Here is a 16,437-nt window from a genome sequence, read left to right on the forward strand (position 1 = left end):
TCCGCTCCCTCAACCCAAGAAGGGCATAAGATCCAGGATGCGATGGATCCGGCTTTGCCGGTCCATCTGCATCGCCCCCTGGAGGGCGCGCGTCAGCGCGTAGGCGGGGAACTTATATATGGGCTCCAGTGGGCAATCTCGTCCTTCACGAACTTGTTGAAAGTCGGTGCATCCCAATCGAAGGTCTCCATCGTCTGGTTGCGCAGTTCCGTCTGGCCTTCCGGCGATTGCAGGGCCTTGCGCACGGCGAGATTGAGCTTTCCGACCAGGTCGGGCGACATGCCGGCCGGGCCCGACAACGAGAACCACGTGGTGCCGGTCAGCTGCGGATAGCCGAGTTCCTTGAAGGTCGGGATGTCCGGGAAGTCGGGGACGCGTTGCGCGGCGGTCACCGCCAGCGGGCGCAGCTTGCCCGACTTGATGTTGCCTGCGGCGGTGCTCAGCGTGATGAAGGCCGCGGGCACCTGATTGGCCGCGACGTCGGCCACGGCCGGACCGGCACCCTTGTAGCTGATGTGCACCAGGTTCAGCTTGGTGATCTGCCGGAATGCCTCGCCGATGAGTGCGCCGTGCGTGCCTTGTCCGGGCGAGGCCCAGCTCAGTCCTTCGGGCAGCGTCTTCACGTGCTTGATGAAGCCGGGCACGTCCTTGATGGGCTGGGCGACGTTGACCGCGAGCACCGTGGGCGGGCCGCCCAGCAGCGCGATGTGCGTGAAGTCCTTGATCGGGTCGAAGCTTGACGCATTGGTGAGCGGCGCGACGACGTGCGAGCCGATGCCGGACACCACCAGCGTGTAGCCGTCGGGTTCGGCCCGCGCCACCATCTGAGATCCGATGACACCGCCCGCGCCGCCGCGGTTCTCGACCACGAAGCTCTGCTTGAACGTCTCGGAAAGGTGGCGCGAGATCAGCCGCCCCAGCGTGTCGGCACTGCCGCCGGGGGCATAGGGAACCACGATCTTCACCGGGCGGTTGGGCCACGGGTCCTGGGCACAGGCGGGCGCGGCGAAAGCGCCCGCGGCAAGGGTCGCGCACAGCACGTGCGCAAGGGAATGAAACCTCATCGGCGTGTCTCCTTGGTTCAGGTTTCTGGGACCGGCTGACGTGCGAGCCGGATTGACATCCTGTTCGAGCGAATGATAACTTCGTTTCCTATCAAGGAACAACGTTCCTTTATACGGAACGATTCGCAACGAGGGGACTTGAATGCTGAAGAAGGAACAGAACGATTTGCTCACCCAGTCGGGGCCGGGTACGCCTCTGGGCGAATTGTTCCGACGCTATTGGCTGCCGGTGTTGCTCAGCCGTGAACTGCCCGAACCGGGCTGCGAGCCGGTGCGCGTCAAGCTGCTGTCCGAACGGCTGCTTGCCATCCGCGACGAGGAAGACAACCTGGGCCTCATCGACGAGTTCTGTGCCCATCGGGGCGTGTCGCTCTGGTTCGGCCGCTACGACGAGAAAGGGCAGGGCGGCGGCATACGGTGCCCCTACCACGGCTGGAAATACAGCGTGGATGGCCAATGCCTGGACGTGCCTTCCGAACCGGAAGACAGCGGCTTTCGCGATCGCATCAAGCTCACCGCCTATCCCCTGGTCGAGCGCGGCGGCATTCTGTGGACCTACATGGGGCCGCCCGAACACCAGCCGCCCCTGCCCGAATACGAGTTCGCCATGGTGCCGGAGAACCAGCGCTTCATCTCCAAGCGCATCCAGGAAAACAACTGGCTGCAGGCGCTCGAAGGCGGCATCGATTCCAGCCATGTCTCGTGGCTGCACCGCGACAGCCTGAAGTCCGATCCGCTGTTCAAGGGCGCGGCGGGCAACCAGTACAACTTCAAGGACCTGCGCCCCGTGTTCGAGGTGGTCGACACCGATACCGGCCTGCTCGTGGGCGTGCGCCGCAATGCCGACGAGGACACCTACTACTGGCGCATCACGCCCTGGCTGATGCCGTGTTTCACCATGGTGCCGCCGCGCGGCGACCATCCCGTGCACGGCCACTTCTGGGTGCCCATCGATGACGAGAACTGCTGGGCATGGAGCTTCGACTACCATGCCGCGCGTCCGCTCACCGAGGCCGAGGTCCGGGCCATGGAGGACGGCAAGGGCATCCACGTGCGCTACGTGCCGGGCACCTTCAGGCCCTTGCAGAACAAGGACAACGACTACCTGATGGACCGCGCCGCGCAGAAAGCGGGCAAGACCTTCAGCGGCGTGGAAGGCATAGGCATGCAGGACGCCTCGCTGCAGGAGAGCATGGGCCCCATCCAGGACCGCACCAAGGAGCACCTGACCTCGACCGACAATGGCATCGTGAAGATGCGGCGTGCGCTGATGAAGGCGGTCAAGGCGCTGGCCGAAGAGGGCGTCGCGCCTCCGGGCACCCATCCTTCGGCGCATCACGTGCGCTCGGCCGCGGTCATCCTGCCGCGCGACCAGTCCTTCAAGGAAGCGGCGGCCGAGGCGCTGACGGTGCAGCCGGGCCAGCCCCACGCGTCGGTGTAGCGACCATGGCGCTTACCGTACGAGCCGCCGTGGCGGTGGAAGCAGGCAAGACCGAGCTGCGGGAGCTGGCGGCGCCATCCACGTCGGAGACCAGCGGCCTGCTCAAGGTCGCCGTCACCGGCGTGTGCGGCAGCGACTGGCCCTACTACCAGCAATTGCCGCCCAGCCGCGGCCCGCTGGTACTCGGCCATGAGACCGTCGGCCACGTGGCCGAGCTGGGCGACGTCGCGCGCGCCAAATGGGGGGTGCAGGAAGGCGACCTGGTGGCGCTCGAAGAGTACCTGCCCTGCGGCCACTGCGAGTTCTGCCGCAGCGGCGAATTCCGGTTGTGCGACGCCACCGACTGGCGGCTGGGCGGCCTGCGCTACGGCGCCACCGGCCTGTCGGTGGCGCCGGGACTATGGGGCGGCTTCAGCCAGTACCAGTACCTGCACTTGAACACGGTGTTCCACCGCGTGCCCTCGGGCGTATCGCCGCGCCATGCGGCGCTCGCGCTGCCGCTTGCCAACGGCATCGAGTGGACGTACCTGCAGGGCGGCGCAGGGCCGGGCCAGACGGTGCTCATCCAAGGCCCCGGGCAGCAAGGGCTCTCGTGCGTGGTGGCGGCGCGCGAAGCGGGGGCCGAACGCATCATCGTCACCGGGCTATCGAACGAGACCGATGCCAGGCGCCTGGCGCTGGCGCGTGAACTGGGCGCGCACTACACCATCGACATCGAGTCGCAGGACCTGCTCGAAACCGTGGCCGACCTGACCGGCGGACAGATGGCGGACCTGGTCATCGATTGCGCGGCCGGCGGGACGGAATCCGTCGGCACCGCGATCCAGCTGGCACGCAAGCGCGGCCGCGTCATCCTCGGGGGGCAGAAGCGCCGCCGCATTCCCGAGTTCGACAGCGACCGCATCATCGCCCGCTTCCTGACCGTCAAGGGCATGCGCGGCCACAGCTACGAATCGGTGGAGCTCGCGCTGCAGCTCATCGCCGGCGACCGGCACGGCGTCAGGCAGATGAGCACCCACGCCTTCGGACTGGAGGATACCGACCTGGCCTTGCGCAGCCTGGCCGGCCAGGGCGTGGAGGGCGCGATCCACATGACCATCGATCCCTGGAATTGAGCAGCCGAGGCGAGGGTGTCATTCATCGGGGTGATAGCCCGTATAGCCGGGCATGGCATTGACTTGATCCGTGCATGAGCCATACTCGACGGGCTCGCCCGACACGCCGGCCGGCGCCGGCGGCACGATCAAGGAGACTGCCATGCCCTACCGCTTTGACCGCATCGATCCCAGCCAGACCGCGATGATCGTGGTCGACATGCAAAACGATTTCGTTGCCGACGGCGCCAAGCTGCAGTCCCGGCAAGCCAAGGAGATGGTGGGCAAACTGGCCCAGACGCTGCGCTTCTGCCGCGAGCAGGGCATCCGCGTCCTCTACACCGCGCACGTGCATCGCGACGACGGCTGCGACATGGGGCTGTTCCGCGACCTGTACTCCCCCATCGCCGATCATTCATCACTGGTCGACGGCACGGCCGGGGCCGACATCTATCCCGAACTTGCGCCTGCCGAAGGCGAGCACGTGATCAAGAAGCATCGCTACAGCGGCTTCTACGGCACCGATCTCGACATCATCCTGCGCGAGTGGGGCATACGGAACGTCGTGATCTCGGGCACCACCACCGAGAACTGCTGCCATGCCACTGCGCGCGACGCCATGTTCCACAACTACAAGGTCGCGTTCCTGGCCGACGCGACCGGCACCTTCGATTATCCCGACGTGGGCTGGGGAGCAATGAGCGCGGCCGAGGTGCACAAGGCGACCTTGACGATACTGGCGTTCTCGACCGCACACGTGATGAACGTGGAGGAGTTCAAGTCGCTGGTGGAGAAGGGGCGCGGATAATGCCGCGGCCCGCGGGCGGCGCAGGCCGCTCCGCGGTTGCCGCCTTCACCGCTCGTCGATGAACGAGCGGATCGACTGGATCAGGGCCGAGCACGCTTCCGAATCGCCATGGCGGGGGATGCGGCCGCGGTCGGTGATGAGGTAGACCCCCACGTTCACGGGAGGCTCCTCCAGCAGGAAGGTCTCGAGCTGGTACTGGCGGCAGCGCTCGAGCGCCAGCGAGGGAAGGATGGCGCCTCCCGCTCCGCTGGCGGCCATCGCCAGCACGGTCTCGATGTGGCTGAGCACGACGCTGTTCTGCGCATGGGGCGACCGGCCAATGGCGGTCAGTTGCTTGTCGATGGCCTGCTGTATCGCGCTGTGGCTCTCGAGGCGCAGCAGGGGGGTATAGAGCAGTTCCTCCCACCGCAACGGCGCCATGGCCTTGCTCGAGCGGCGGGCGGCGCGTGCCGGTGCCCGCACATAAATCAGCCGCGTCTGGCAGATCAGGGTACGCGCGTAGCCGGCGATCGGCTTGTAGAAGAAGCCGATGCCGCAATCGATGCTTCCTTCGTCCAGGCGAGCGAGGATCTGGGTGGCTTCGGCATCCGAGTACTCGACGGCGATCTCTGCCTGGTGCGGCCCGAACGCGTTGTGGATGAAGGGCAGCAGCGTCGAGGCCAGCATGGGCGTGCAGGCCACGCGCACCTTCTTCTGGCGCTGGTTTTCCCATCGGTCGATGGCTTCGACGGTGCCGGCCAATTGCTCGGAGAACTGCGCCGCGACCGGATAGAACCGTTCGCCAGCCGGGGTAAGCGCCACGGAGCGCGTGGTGCGATTGAGCAGCCGGAATCCCAGTTGCGCCTCCAGCTCGCGCATCATGCTGCTGAGCCCCGCCTGGGTGATGTGCAGCTGTTCGGCGGCGCGCGTGAAGCTGCGCAGCCGCGCCACTTGGACGAAAGCGGACAACTGGCGAATGCTGACATTCATACCGGCCACTTATGAATTCATTCCGAAGTCCGGATTGTTATCCGCGACGCCCTGGTTTTCAATGCATCGCTCGATCACATTCGACGGAGCAGGGGTATGAGACGCATGCTGACGGCCGTCCTGGCAATGCTGGCCGCGCTGGCCGGGGTTGCCCACGCCAGTTATCCGGAGCGCCTGGTCCGCATCGTCGTGCCCTATGATCCCGGCACCGGTGCCGACATCCTCGCGCGCACGCTCGGCCAGCGGCTGGCCGAGAAATGGAAGACGCCGGTCATCGTCGAGAACCGGCCCGGCGCCAGCACCGCCATAGGAACCGAGCACGTCCAGAAGTCGGCGCCCGACGGCTACACCTTGATGGTGACGGCCAACACCCCCGTCATCAACAAGAGCCTGCGTCCGCAAGCCCCCTACGACCCGGTCAACGGACTCGACGCGGTCTTGCCCCTCGCCATCGGGCGCCTGACGCTGGTGGCTCATCCCACCTTGGGCGTGAAGACCGCCAAGGAACTGGTCGCCGCGGCCAGGAAGACGCCGGGCGCCATCAACTATGGTTCGCCCGGCAACGGCACGCCTCACCATCTGGCCATGGAACTGTTCAAGCAGGCTACCCACGCCAATCTCACGCACGTTCCGTTCTCGACCACCGGGGGCGCGCTGCAGGCCTTGCTGGGCGGACACGTGAAGGTGATGTTCTTCCCCATCCACGTCGCGCTGCCGCACGTGCGCGAGAACCGGCTGGTGCTGCTCGCCTCAGGCGGCCTGGAACGGTCCGATGTCACGCCCGACGTGCCGTCCCTGTCCGAGGCGGTGGACATCAAACTCGATGGCGATATCTGGTACGGCATGTATGCGCCCAGGGGAACGCCGGCCGCCATCGTCAGGAAGCTGAACGAGGACGTCAACGAAATCCTGCGCATCGATGCCGTGCGGGAAGTCTTCTCGCGCCAGGGCCTGACGGCCACCGGCGGGGCGTCGGATGAGTTCGCCCGCTTGACGCGCGAAGACCTGGACCGATGGACGCAAGTCGTTCGGCGGGCCGGCATCCAGGTGGACTAGCCAGCGACCGTTCTTTCCATCCACTTTCTCCGGTTCATGCCATGCCGACGATTCATCCGCTGACCACGCGCGACGGGGTCTTGCTGCATCTCGCCTTCTTTGCCCCCGCCGACGAGGGTGCGCCAGTGCTGTTGCTGACGCACGGCGTTGCCAACAATTTCGTCACGACGCCCTTGTGGACCGTGGCCGAGCACCTGCATGCGCGCGGCCACGGCGTGGCGCTCCTCAACAACCGCGGCCATGACTGGGTAACCTCCAACCCCATCGACAGGCGCTGGCTGGGAGCCGCCCACGAAATATTCGAGGAAAGCGCGCTGGACTTCGAGGCGGCGCTCGACTGGCTGGCTGCGCGTGGCCATGGGCGCGTGGTGCTGGGCGGTCACAGCCTCGGCGGCCTGAAAGCCGCGTTCGCGTGCCGCCGTCTCGGAACCGGGCAGGTCGCGGCGCTGGTCATGCTTTCGTCGCCGCGCCTGCCGGACGAGCAGGAATGGGACTGGCCTGCCCACGAAGCGCTGCTGGCGCGCTGCAGGGAGCTCATCGCCCAGGACCGCGGCAGCGAGCTGATGGAAGTCGAGATGCCCACCAACACGCCGGCCCTGCGCGGGCTGATGAGTGCGCGCACCTACCTCAACAAGTATGGTCCCGACGCTTCCACCACGGCGCTCCGCTTCGCTTCGGAATTCCGGTTGCCGGTCTTCCTGCTGGCGGGCTCGGAGGAAAAACCGCAGCTCGGTTTCGCGCGCGACATGGAGCGCGCATTGACCGCAGCCGAATCCGTGGCGCGGGTAACCGTGGAGGGCGCGGATCACATGTACGGCGACCGGCACCAGCGCGTGGCCGATGCGTTGTCGGATTGGCTGGCCCGGCAGCTCTCGTAGCGGCAGTTACTGCAGTACCAGCCAGGCGCCGGCCAGGCAGGCGAGCGCGACGGCGGCGGAAATGCCTGCCATCCATGCCGGGGGCACCGGACGGATCGCTTCCCGGCCCAGGGCCGACCGGCGCCAGCCCGCGGCCAGGCAAAGCAGGACGGCGCAGGCCATGTCCAGCGTTCCCACGGCCAGGACAGCGGGACGATGCCCCTGTACGCCCGCCCGCAGCACCAGCAACGCCACGGCCGCCATGGAGAGCCCCGTGCGGCCCCACGCGAGGGCGGTCCGCTGCGGCTGGAGCCCGGGATCCTGTTGCGGGCTCATTGGATCAGCACGAAGACGCCCGCCACCGCGGCAACGAGCATCGTGATGCCGGCCGCGAGAGGAATGAGCGTGGAACGGGGCAGGGGCCGCGAATGGCGCATGGCCTGCTGGTTCGCCTTCCATTGGAAATAGGCGCCGCTGCAGAATACGAGGCCGGCCAGCGTCATGGCCGCGCTCAGCGCGATGAGCGGCCAGTGCGGCCGGACCGTCCCGCCGAACTGGTGGAGCAGGATGGCGCCTGCCAGCACCGCCAGCGCCGTCCGTATCCACGCCAGGAAGGTGCGCTCGTTGGCCAGCGTGAAGCGATAGTCGGGCTCGTGGCCTTCGTTTTCTTGCATGCTCGGGGTTCCTGCGGTGTCGATCCGGTGTCGCCCGCTATTTTAGGTCTCTCCGGCCCGGCGTTCATGCGGGTGCAAGCGGCGTTGCGGTAATCTTGGACAGGGCATCATCGACAACCGGAGCATGCACGTGGAATACCGCAAACTTGGCCGCACCGATCTAGAAGTCAGCGTGATCGGGCTGGGCACCATGACATGGGGAGAACAGAACAGCGAGGCCGACGCGCACGGGCAGCTGGACTATGCGCTGGGGCAGGGCGTGAACCTCGTGGACACCGCCGAGATGTATCCTGTGCCACCCAAGGCCGAGACCCAGGGGCGCACCGAATCCTACATCGGCACGTGGCTGGCCAAGACCGGCCGCCGGCACGACATCGTGCTGACCAGCAAGGTTGCCGGGCCCCTGCGCGATGCCAAGCGTCCCGGCCACATCCGCGACGGCAAGCCTTTCCTGGACCGCAAGAACCTGACGGCCGCCCTGGACGACAGCCTCAAGCGCCTGCAGACCGACTACATCGACCTCTACCAGCTGCACTGGCCAGACCGCACCACGGCCACGTTCGGCCAGCTCGCCTACCCGTGGGTGAAGGACGACTACACCGTGCCGATCGAAGAGACGCTGTCGGTGCTGCAGGACTTCGTGCGCGCGGGCAAGGTCCGGCACGTCGGCGTATCGAACGAGACGCCGTGGGGCGTGGCGCAATTCCTCAAGCTGTCCGAGACCAGGGGCTTGCCGCGCATCGCGTCCATCCAGAATCCCTACAACCTGCTCAACCGTGTGTTCGAGATCGGGTTATCCGAGTTCACGCACTTCGAAGACGTCAGCCTGCTCGCTTATTCGCCGCTGGGAATGGGCGTGCTGTCGGGCAAGTACCTCGACGGTGCGCGGCCCGAGGGCGCCCGGCTGACGCTGTTCACGCGCTTTACCCGCTACGATGGGCGCGAGGCGGAATCGGCCGCGCGGCAGTACGTCCAGCTCGCGCGCGACCACGGCCTGTCGCCGGCGCAGATGGCCCTGGCCTGGGTGAACAGCCGGCCGTTCGTCGCCAGCAACCTGATCGGCGCGACGACGATGGCGCAGCTCCAGGAAAACATCGCCAGCGCGCAGATCACGCTGCCGCCCGAAGTGCTCGAGGGTATCGAGCGCATCCACCGCAGCCAGCCCAATCCCTGCCCCTGAGCGCGGGCGGCCGGCTCCTCTTGCGACGCGCGGCGCCCCCGAGGGCGCCGCGGCCGCTCAGATCTTGAACGCCTCGAACGTCTCGGGCGCGAACAGATCTTCGGGCGTCAGCAGCTTCTTCGACAACCCGCCTTCGTGGTGATAGCGCAGGAAAGTCTCCAGCGTCTTGCGGTTGTTCTCGAAGCCGTAGGCCCAGAAGTCCTCGCCCATTTCCTTGACCACTTCCTCCATGTTGCCCAGCAGCCAGGGATGCATGATCTTGAGCGCGGCGGTCTCGCGCAGGTTCTGGTAGGCCACCTGTTGCGCCTGAGCGAAGGCCTTGTACAGCGACTGCGCGACCCAGCGGTTGGCTTCGTAGATCTCGCGGCGGATGACCACCGTGTGCATGATGGGGAAGATGCCCGTCTTGCGGAAGTAGTCGCGCTCGACCGCCTCGAAGTCGGGGAACAGGCGCTTGACCTTGCCCTTGCCGGTCAGGAAGGTGGACGGCATGCGCGCGGTGTGCAGGGCGTCGATCTCGCCGTCCAGCAGCATCTGCGACAGCGTTTGCGTGGGACCGATCTGCTCGATCTTGATGTTCGGCGGCAGGTCGAGCTTGAGCTTTTCGGGGCGGCCCGGCTCCTCCTCGCCGCCGGTGACGTAGGTGACGCTGTCGACCGGCACGCCATAGTGCTCGTCCAGGATGCCGCGTATCCACACCGGCGCCGTCATCTGGTATTCGGGCGTGCCGATGCGTTTGCCGATCAGGTCCTTGGGTTCGCGGATGCCGGCATCCGCGTTCACGTAGATGCAGGAGTGGCGGAAGAAGCGCGACGGGAAGACCGGAATGGCGATGAAAGGCTTCTCGGGCTTGAACAGCGACACGGTATAGGACGACAGCGACATCTCGGCCACGTCGAACTCGCGGTGCCGCAGCATGCGGAAGAAGGTCTCCTCCACCGGCATGTTCAGGTAGTTCAGGTCGATGCCGTCGGCAACGACGGTACCGTCCATCAGCGCGCGGGTACGGTCGTAGTCCCAGCAACCCAGCGAAAGTCTCAGTTTGGACATGGCGATCTCGATAAAGTGAACGGTGGACGAAGTTATTCGATGCGGATGCCGGCTTTCTTGATGACGGCGCCGTAGCGGTCGATGTCGGAACGGATCTTCTGGCCGAATTGCTCGGGCGTGCCGCCTACCGGCGTCAGGTAGCTGGTGGCCAGCGAAGCCTGCACCTCGGGTTTCTTCAGGACGGCGTTCACCGCCCCGTTGAGCTTGGCGACGATCTCGCGCGGCGTGCCGGCGGGAGCCAGCATGCCATACCAGATGTCGATGTTGAAGCCCGGGAAACCTTGCTCGGCGCCGGTGGGCAGCTCGGGCGCGTAGGGCGTGCGCTTGTCCGCCGCGACGGCGTAGACGCGCATGCGGCCGTCCTTGAGGTAGCCGGCGATGTTGGTCAGCGTGATGAAGATCAGGTCCACCTGGCCGCCCAGCACGTTGGGCACGGAGTCCGAGCAGCCCTTGTACGGCACGTGGGTGATGTCCACGTCGGCCTGCTGCTTGAACATCTCGCCCGCCAGGTGCAGGGCCGAGCCGGTGTCGCAGCCGGCGTACGAAAGCTTGCCCGGGTGGCTCTTGGCGTAGGCCACCAGGTCCTTGAGCGACTTGGGCGCCAGGTCGGCGCGCGCGCCCAGCACGGCGGGCGTCGTGCCGATCTGCACCACCGGCGCGAAGCTCTTGAGCGTGTCGAACGGCAGCTTGCTCATCAACGTATGGTTGATGGTCATGGTGTTGGGGATGATGGCCAGCGTATAGCCGTCGGCCGGCGCCTTCGCCAGCTGGTCCAGGCCGATGTTGCCGCCGGCGCCCGGCTTGTTCTCCACCACGAACGTCTGGCCCAGTTCGGACCGCAGGTGGGTGGCGACCAGGCGCGCGGCGGTATCCACTCCACCCCCCGCGGTGACGGGCACGATGACGCGCACGGGCTTGGAGGGATAGTTGTCCGCCATCGCGACGGGCGAGGCGGCCGCCACGGCCATGGACAATGCGGCAAACAAGGCGCGTGCCGGTGCTTTCATGCAAGTCTCCTTCGGTACTTCTGCAATGATTCGAACAAAACTCCCCATGCCACGCAGGACACGGCCGCTTCATGGATGAGGGGAATGTGCGCGCCGGCGCGTGGAAAGCCACGCCCGGTGCGGCTTGGGGCGCCGCGGATCGTCGCCTGGCGGGGGCGTGCGGCGTTGCGGATCGTCGCCTGGCGGGGGCGTGCGGCGTTGCGGAAATTCTAAGGCGGGAAGCGGCCTTCGAACCGGCCGGAGGCCATGATTAATACTGATCGCAGCCATCACCGATCGATATCGCCGCGGGGGCGGGACTGCCGTAGCGGCTCGGCTGGCTACGCGTCTTTCCCGGTGGCCGGTGCGGGGAAAGCGCGAGCGCCGTCGGACTGCCCGCGTATGTGATTGCGCAGCGCTTCCACGAACAGCGCCGATGCCGTGTTCAAGGGCCGGCGCGGATGAGTCACGCAGACGATCTGCCGCGTCATGGCGGGAGCCTCGATGGTGCGGATGCGCAGCGATGCGCGGCGGGCGTGGCGGCGGACGACGGAACGAGGCAGGATGGCGTAGAGGTTCGCGTCCTCGACGAGGTTGAGCAGCGCCGTCATCGAGTAGATCTCGAAGACGGGCTTGAACACCAGGTTCTCCTGGCGCGCGTAGTCTTCCAGGATCTCGCGCAGGTTGTGCTCGCGCGGCGTGAATACCAGGGGCAGGGCGGCCGCGGCCGACAAGGGCAGGGCGGCGGGGACCGCATCGTCATCCGGTCCCGCCAGCACGAGCTCTTCGTCGATGATGGGCTCGACGCTCAGGGAGAAAGGCCGGCGCGGCTTGTCGACGATGGCGGCGTCGATCTTGCCGGCCGCCACCCAATCCAGCAGGGGGCCGTTGGTGACGGTGATGTTGACCTTGGGATAGGCGCGCGCGAAGTCGATGAGCGCTTCGCTCAGCACGCTTTCGGCCAGCGACGAAATCATGCCCACCACGACCTCGCCGCCTACCTCGCCGCCGCGCAAAGTCATCTGTTCGCGCGCGTGGGCGAGGTCGCGCAGGATGGGCAGGTACAGCTGGTACATGCGCCGGCCCGCCTCGGTGGGTTCCATGCCCCGGGCGCTGCGGACGAACAGCTTCTGGCCGAGCTCTTCTTCCAGCTTGACGATCTGCGCGCTGAGCGCCGGCTGCACGACGTTCACGCGGCGCGCCGCGCCGGTGACGGTGCCTTCCTCGAATAGGCAGATGAAATACTGGATCTGGCGGAGTTCCACGGCGGTCTTCTTTGGCGGAGGCGGCCGCGGCGGGAAGGCGAGCGGGCGCGGAGAGCGGCGACTCCCCGATTTTATCGGTACCGGGTCCGCCGCGGTTCAGGCCAGCAGGCGGGCAAGCGCGGAGGCGCTTTCGCGGGCGATGCGGCGGCTGGCCCGGCTATCGCCGATCCATCGCAGGAAGCCGTGCGGCATGCCGTTCGCCCGCACCAGTTCGCATGCGGTGCCGGCCGCCCCCAGCCGGTCGGCCAGGATCTCCGCGTCGCTGCGCAGCGGATCCAGGTCGGCGGCCACCGCTACCGCGGGCGGCAGGCCGGCGAGATCCGGCGCCAGCAGGGGCGCGGCCCGCCAGTCGCGTGCGTCCGGTTCGCGGCCCAGGTAGTCGCGCAGGATGCGTTGGCAGCGGGCGCGGGTAAGCAGCGGCGCGTTGGCGTTCTCCCGGTACGAGGGCGTGTCGAAATCGATGCCGATGATGGGATAGGCCAGCCACATGGCCCGCAGCGCGATCGTTCCGCGGGTTTCGAGCGCGGCCGCCAGCGCCAGGTTGGCGCCCGAGCTGTCGCCGCCGGCGGCCAGGCGCGCGGGGTCCGCGCCCAGCGCGGCGGCATGGCCGTGCAGCCATCGCAACGCGCCGACGGTGTCGTTGAGCGCGGCGGGAAACCGGTGCTCGGGCAGCACCCGGTAATCGACGCTGGCCACCAGTACGCCGGCGTCCATGGCGAGCATGCAGCAGATGGCATCGTGGCTGTCGAGGTCGCCGTTGGTGAACGCGCCGCCGTGCATGTAGAGCAGGGCGGCAGGCCGCGGCGCGCGCGGCCGGTAAAGCCGCAATGCCAGCGGCGCGCCGTCGACCGCGATGCGGACGTCCTCGATGTCCAGCGGAACCGGAGGGCGCCGCAGCGGCCGCCGGCTGCGCAGGAACGCGGCCCGCACCTGCGCCGGGTCCAGCAGATGCGGCGGCGTCGCGCCCGCTTCGGCTTCGACCATCCGCATGACGAGCGGCGCGATATCGGGGTCCAGCCGGGCGATGAGCGTCTCGTCGGGTTTCATGTCGGATGCGCAGGTCTCGGTTTGATTATCATAGGTCCGGTCCCTCGCCGCCGCTTCATATTTCCGCGGTCCAGGGGCCATGCCGCCGCGGTATGGCGAACGAATCCGGGGGGATGGCAGGCGCCATGGACATTCGTCAGCTTAAGTACTTCGTGACCGTCGCGACGCACGAGAATTTCTCCAAGGCGGCGCAGCAACTGTTCGTGGCGCAGCCCGCGCTCAGCCGGCGGATACGCGCGCTGGAGGACGAACTGGGCGTGCGGCTGTTCGAACGCCACCTGCGCGGCGCCACCCTTACGCCGGAAGGGCGGCGCCTGCTGGATCGCGCGCAATACCTGCTGCGCAGCTTCGACCAGCTCAGGAGCGACGTGCACGATACGCAGGGCCCGCCGTCGGGGCCGGTCATCATCGGCATGACGCCCAACTACGTGTCGGTCATCGGCGCTTCGCTCACGATGGCGATCAAGCAGCGCTTTCCCGAGGCCCAGCCGCACATCGTCCAGGCCTTCAGTCCCGCCATGCACGACATGCTGCGCGACAACGCCGTCGATATCGCGCTGCTGAGCGGCGCGACGCCGGCGCCGCCTCCCTCGCACATGATCGCCGTCGAACCCCTGTTCGAAGACCGGCTGTGCCTGGTGGGACGCGAAGGCGATCCGCTGCTCGAGCGCAGCGAGATCCCCGTGCGCCAGCTGCGGGGGCTCCCGCTGATCCTGACCGGCGTGTCGCGCGCCGGCATACGCAACGAGATCGAGGCGCTGGCGGCGCGCCAGCGGGTGCCGCTGCGCATCGAGGCGGAAGTCGGGGCGTTCGCGCTGGCCGCGCAACTGGTACGCCGGGGCATGGGCTATACGGTGTACCTGCCGTCCAGCGTCGCGCTGGAGGCGGGCCTGGCGGCCGCGCCCATCTCCGGCCTGTGGCTGCAGCGCAGCCTGGCGTGGCCGGTATCGCGGCCCCTGTCGCGGGTGGCCAGCGAGGTGCTGCCCATGGTGCGCGAGCTCATCATGGCGCAGGTCGAGCGGGGTCAATGGCAGGGAGCCCGGCTCATGGGGCGCCGCCGCGGGTCGCGCGCCTGAAATGGGCCGCGCCATGCCGGCGCGGCATCGCGGGCATAGCAAATCGATAATTTATCGGCGCCGCGTACGCGGCCATGATGAGACATCGCGGCGCATCCCCATGCCGCGCACGTCGAGGAGCATGCATGGCCAGCCCGTTGCTAGACACCATCGCGCGCACGCGCGTCGCGCGCTTTTCCCAACTCAAGCCGTTCAGTCTCGCCTTCGTCGATTCGCTGCTGCCCGAAGGCAGGAAGAAGAACCTGAAGGTCATCGGCCGCGGCGTGGTCGAGAACGCCGACATGCAGCCGCCCATCGCCGAGGACCACGGATTCACCATCTCGTACATTGTCGTGCCGCCGGGCGGCGGCGCCGGCCTGCATGCGCACAAGACCGCCGAGGTCTTCATTCCCATCACCGGACCCGTGCACGTGCTGATCGGCGACGACAAGGAAGAGATCGTGCTGCAACCGCTGGACGTGATTTCGGTGCCCACCGGCGTGATGCGCGGTTTCCGCAACTATGGCGAGCACGAACTGACCATGCTGGCGCTGGTGGGCGGGCACAACGGCGGCGGGGCGGTGACCTGGCACGACGAGGTGCTGAACCGGGCGGCCGCCGAGTCCGGACTCGCGATCGACGAGAAGGGCAACTTGAAGCGGCTGCCCAACTTCAAGATGCCGGAAGACGTGGAAGGATCCGTCATCTGACGTCGCCGCCACGGCGATGTCGGCATCGACCGGCGCCATGGCCGCCGGAGGCGTGAGAGGGAGACGACAATGAGAAAGACCTCGATTTCCTGCGTGGCGGCAAGATGGTGCGCCGTTGCGCTGGCCTGTGCGGCGATGGCTGCCGGCGCCGTGGAAAACTATCCGTCCAAGCCCGTGCGGGTCATCGTGCCGTTCCCGGCGGGCAGTTCGCCGGACATCGTGGCGCGCTACCTGTCGGGCAAGCTGGCAGAACGCATGGGCCAGCCCTTCGTGGTGGACAACCGCGCAGGCGCGGGCGGCATGCTGGGGGCCGAGGCGGTCGCCAAGGCGCCGCCCGACGGCCACACGATCTTCTTCATGGTCAATTCCATCGTGACCATGAACCAGTTCATCTACAAGAAACTGCCCTATGACCCGGTCAGGGATTTCGCGCCGGTCAGCATCGTGGCCGCCGTTCCCTACGTGCTCATCGCCAACAAGGATTTTCCCCAGCGTACGTTGGCCGAGCTGATTGCCGCGGCGAAGGCCCGGCCCGGGTCGATCAACTATGCCTCGATGGGCGTGGGCGGCGCCGGCCACGTGATCATGGAACTGATGACCTCGCTGGCCGGGGTGCGCCTGACCCACGTGCCCTACAAGAGCGGCGCGCTGGTCGACGTCATAGGCGGCCAGGTGCCGCTCATCTTCCAGCCCACCACCACCGCGATCGAACAGGTCAAGGCCGGTACGGTGATCCCGCTCGGCAGCACAGGCAGGAAGCGCCTGCCCGCGTTGCCCGGTACGCCGGCCATCTCCGAGGTGGTGCCGGGTTTCGAGGCCGACGGCTGGCAGGGCGTGGAAGCGCCCGCGGGTACGCCGCCCGCGGTGGTCGAACGGCTGAACAAGGAGATCGCCGCCGTGCTGGCGCTGCCCGAGACCGCGGGCAAGTTCGACACCCTGGGCATCCAGGCGTGGCCCACGTCGCCCAGGGAAATGGCGGCGATCATCGCGGCGGATATCGATAAGTGGGGCGGGGTGATCCGGCGCATGCGGATCGACTGAGTGACCCCCCTACGCGCTGACGCGCGCCCCCCAGGGGGCGATGCGGGTGGACCGGCGGAGCCGGATCCACCGCATCCTGGGTCTAGTACCTTCTTCTTGGTTGGGGCGTCGGGGCTTTGTTGGCGTCGCACGCTATTTTT

At 67.3% G+C, this 16,437-nt stretch carries 18 protein-coding genes; 9 read left to right on the top strand and 9 right to left on the bottom strand.

Features of this window, described 5'->3' with window-relative positions:
* Positions 1-92 precede the first annotated feature (92 nt).
* A complete protein-coding gene (locus CDO44_RS23110; RefSeq protein ID WP_087782599.1) occupies positions 93-1,064 on the bottom strand; it encodes a tripartite tricarboxylate transporter substrate binding protein in 972 nt (323 codons plus the stop codon).
* A 142-nt stretch (positions 1,065-1,206) separates the two neighbouring features.
* On the opposite strand from CDO44_RS23110, the gene CDO44_RS23115 reads away from it, so the two are divergent.
* Together CDO44_RS23115 and CDO44_RS23120 are read left to right on the top strand one after the other, a co-directional pair.
* Entirely contained in the window at positions 1,207-2,505 is a 1,299-nt protein-coding gene (locus CDO44_RS23115) for a Rieske 2Fe-2S domain-containing protein (protein ID WP_087782600.1), read from the top strand.
* A gap of 5 nt (positions 2,506-2,510) precedes the next feature.
* Positions 2,511-3,620, top strand: a complete 1,110-nt coding sequence (locus CDO44_RS23120) for a zinc-binding dehydrogenase (RefSeq protein WP_087782601.1) — start codon at positions 2,511-2,513, stop codon at positions 3,618-3,620.
* An 18-nt stretch (positions 3,621-3,638) separates the two neighbouring features.
* Here the strand turns inward: CDO44_RS23120 and CDO44_RS28260 are convergent, their stop codons facing one another.
* Entirely contained in the window at positions 3,639-3,764 is a 126-nt protein-coding gene (locus CDO44_RS28260) for a hypothetical protein (RefSeq protein ID WP_255407816.1), read from the bottom strand.
* Between CDO44_RS28260 and CDO44_RS23125 the strand changes: the two genes are divergently transcribed.
* The gene (locus CDO44_RS23125; protein ID WP_087782602.1) at positions 3,763-4,407 is read left to right on the top strand and encodes a cysteine hydrolase family protein; all 645 of its coding nucleotides are present in this window, start codon (positions 3,763-3,765) and stop codon (positions 4,405-4,407) included. The genes CDO44_RS28260 and CDO44_RS23125 overlap by 2 nt on opposite strands.
* A gap of 45 nt (positions 4,408-4,452) precedes the next feature.
* On the opposite strand, the gene CDO44_RS23130 is transcribed toward CDO44_RS23125, so the two are convergent.
* The gene (locus CDO44_RS23130) at positions 4,453-5,376 is read right to left on the bottom strand and encodes a LysR family transcriptional regulator (protein WP_087782603.1); all 924 of its coding nucleotides are present in this window, start codon (positions 5,374-5,376) and stop codon (positions 4,453-4,455) included.
* Positions 5,377-5,472: 96 nt separating this feature from the next.
* On the opposite strand from CDO44_RS23130, the gene CDO44_RS23135 reads away from it, so the two are divergent.
* Both CDO44_RS23135 and CDO44_RS23140 read left to right on the top strand, forming a co-directional pair.
* Complete coding sequence (locus CDO44_RS23135) at positions 5,473-6,432, top strand: tripartite tricarboxylate transporter substrate binding protein (RefSeq protein WP_087782604.1); 960 nt, start codon at positions 5,473-5,475, stop codon at positions 6,430-6,432.
* Between the two features lie 41 nt (positions 6,433-6,473).
* A complete protein-coding gene (locus CDO44_RS23140; protein ID WP_158213399.1) occupies positions 6,474-7,310 on the top strand; it encodes an alpha/beta hydrolase in 837 nt (278 codons plus the stop codon).
* A gap of 6 nt (positions 7,311-7,316) precedes the next feature.
* Here the strand turns inward: CDO44_RS23140 and CDO44_RS23145 are convergent, their stop codons facing one another.
* Positions 7,317-7,625: a DUF202 domain-containing protein gene (locus CDO44_RS23145; protein WP_087782606.1), complete on the bottom strand. Its 309-nt coding sequence runs from the start codon at positions 7,623-7,625 to the stop codon at positions 7,317-7,319.
* On the bottom strand, positions 7,622-7,963 hold the full coding sequence (locus CDO44_RS23150; protein WP_087782607.1) for a YidH family protein: 342 nt from the start codon (positions 7,961-7,963) through the stop codon (positions 7,622-7,624). The genes CDO44_RS23145 and CDO44_RS23150 overlap by 4 nt, the downstream gene beginning before the upstream one ends.
* Before the next feature lie 130 nt (positions 7,964-8,093).
* Here CDO44_RS23150 and CDO44_RS23155 point away from each other — a divergent pair, with 130 nt between their 5' ends.
* The gene (locus CDO44_RS23155) at positions 8,094-9,143 is read left to right on the top strand and encodes an NADP(H)-dependent aldo-keto reductase (RefSeq protein ID WP_198951427.1); all 1,050 of its coding nucleotides are present in this window, start codon (positions 8,094-8,096) and stop codon (positions 9,141-9,143) included.
* Between the two features lie 57 nt (positions 9,144-9,200).
* On the opposite strand, the gene CDO44_RS23160 is transcribed toward CDO44_RS23155, so the two are convergent.
* The 4 genes from CDO44_RS23160 to CDO44_RS23175 all read right to left on the bottom strand — a co-directional run bounded on the left by CDO44_RS23160 (position 9,201) and on the right by CDO44_RS23175 (position 13,491).
* Positions 9,201-10,193, bottom strand: a complete 993-nt coding sequence (locus tag CDO44_RS23160) for a 4,5-dihydroxyphthalate decarboxylase (protein ID WP_087782609.1) — start codon at positions 10,191-10,193, stop codon at positions 9,201-9,203.
* 32 nt (positions 10,194-10,225) lie between these two features.
* Positions 10,226-11,200 carry a tripartite tricarboxylate transporter substrate binding protein gene (locus tag CDO44_RS23165; protein ID WP_158213400.1) on the bottom strand — a complete coding sequence of 325 codons (975 nt, stop codon included), beginning with the start codon at positions 11,198-11,200 and terminating at the stop codon, positions 10,226-10,228.
* Positions 11,201-11,520: 320 nt separating this feature from the next.
* Positions 11,521-12,444: a LysR family transcriptional regulator gene (locus tag CDO44_RS23170; protein ID WP_087782611.1), complete on the bottom strand. Its 924-nt coding sequence runs from the start codon at positions 12,442-12,444 to the stop codon at positions 11,521-11,523.
* Positions 12,445-12,540: 96 nt separating this feature from the next.
* Positions 12,541-13,491 carry an alpha/beta hydrolase gene (locus tag CDO44_RS23175; protein ID WP_158213401.1) on the bottom strand — a complete coding sequence of 317 codons (951 nt, stop codon included), beginning with the start codon at positions 13,489-13,491 and terminating at the stop codon, positions 12,541-12,543.
* A 125-nt stretch (positions 13,492-13,616) separates the two neighbouring features.
* Here CDO44_RS23175 and CDO44_RS27505 point away from each other — a divergent pair, with 125 nt between their 5' ends.
* The 3 genes from CDO44_RS27505 to CDO44_RS23195 all read left to right on the top strand — a co-directional run bounded on the left by CDO44_RS27505 (position 13,617) and on the right by CDO44_RS23195 (position 16,297).
* Positions 13,617-14,567, top strand: a complete 951-nt coding sequence (locus CDO44_RS27505) for a LysR family transcriptional regulator (protein WP_158213402.1) — start codon at positions 13,617-13,619, stop codon at positions 14,565-14,567.
* A 125-nt stretch (positions 14,568-14,692) separates the two neighbouring features.
* On the top strand, positions 14,693-15,256 hold the full coding sequence (locus CDO44_RS23190; RefSeq protein ID WP_158213403.1) for a cupin domain-containing protein: 564 nt from the start codon (positions 14,693-14,695) through the stop codon (positions 15,254-15,256).
* A 69-nt stretch (positions 15,257-15,325) separates the two neighbouring features.
* Positions 15,326-16,297: a tripartite tricarboxylate transporter substrate binding protein gene (locus CDO44_RS23195; RefSeq protein WP_087782614.1), complete on the top strand. Its 972-nt coding sequence runs from the start codon at positions 15,326-15,328 to the stop codon at positions 16,295-16,297.
* Positions 16,298-16,437 lie beyond the last annotated feature (140 nt).

Source organism: Pigmentiphaga sp. NML080357 (assembly GCF_002188465.1).
In the GTDB taxonomy this organism is placed as follows: Bacteria; Pseudomonadota; Gammaproteobacteria; order Burkholderiales; family Burkholderiaceae_B; genus Pigmentiphaga.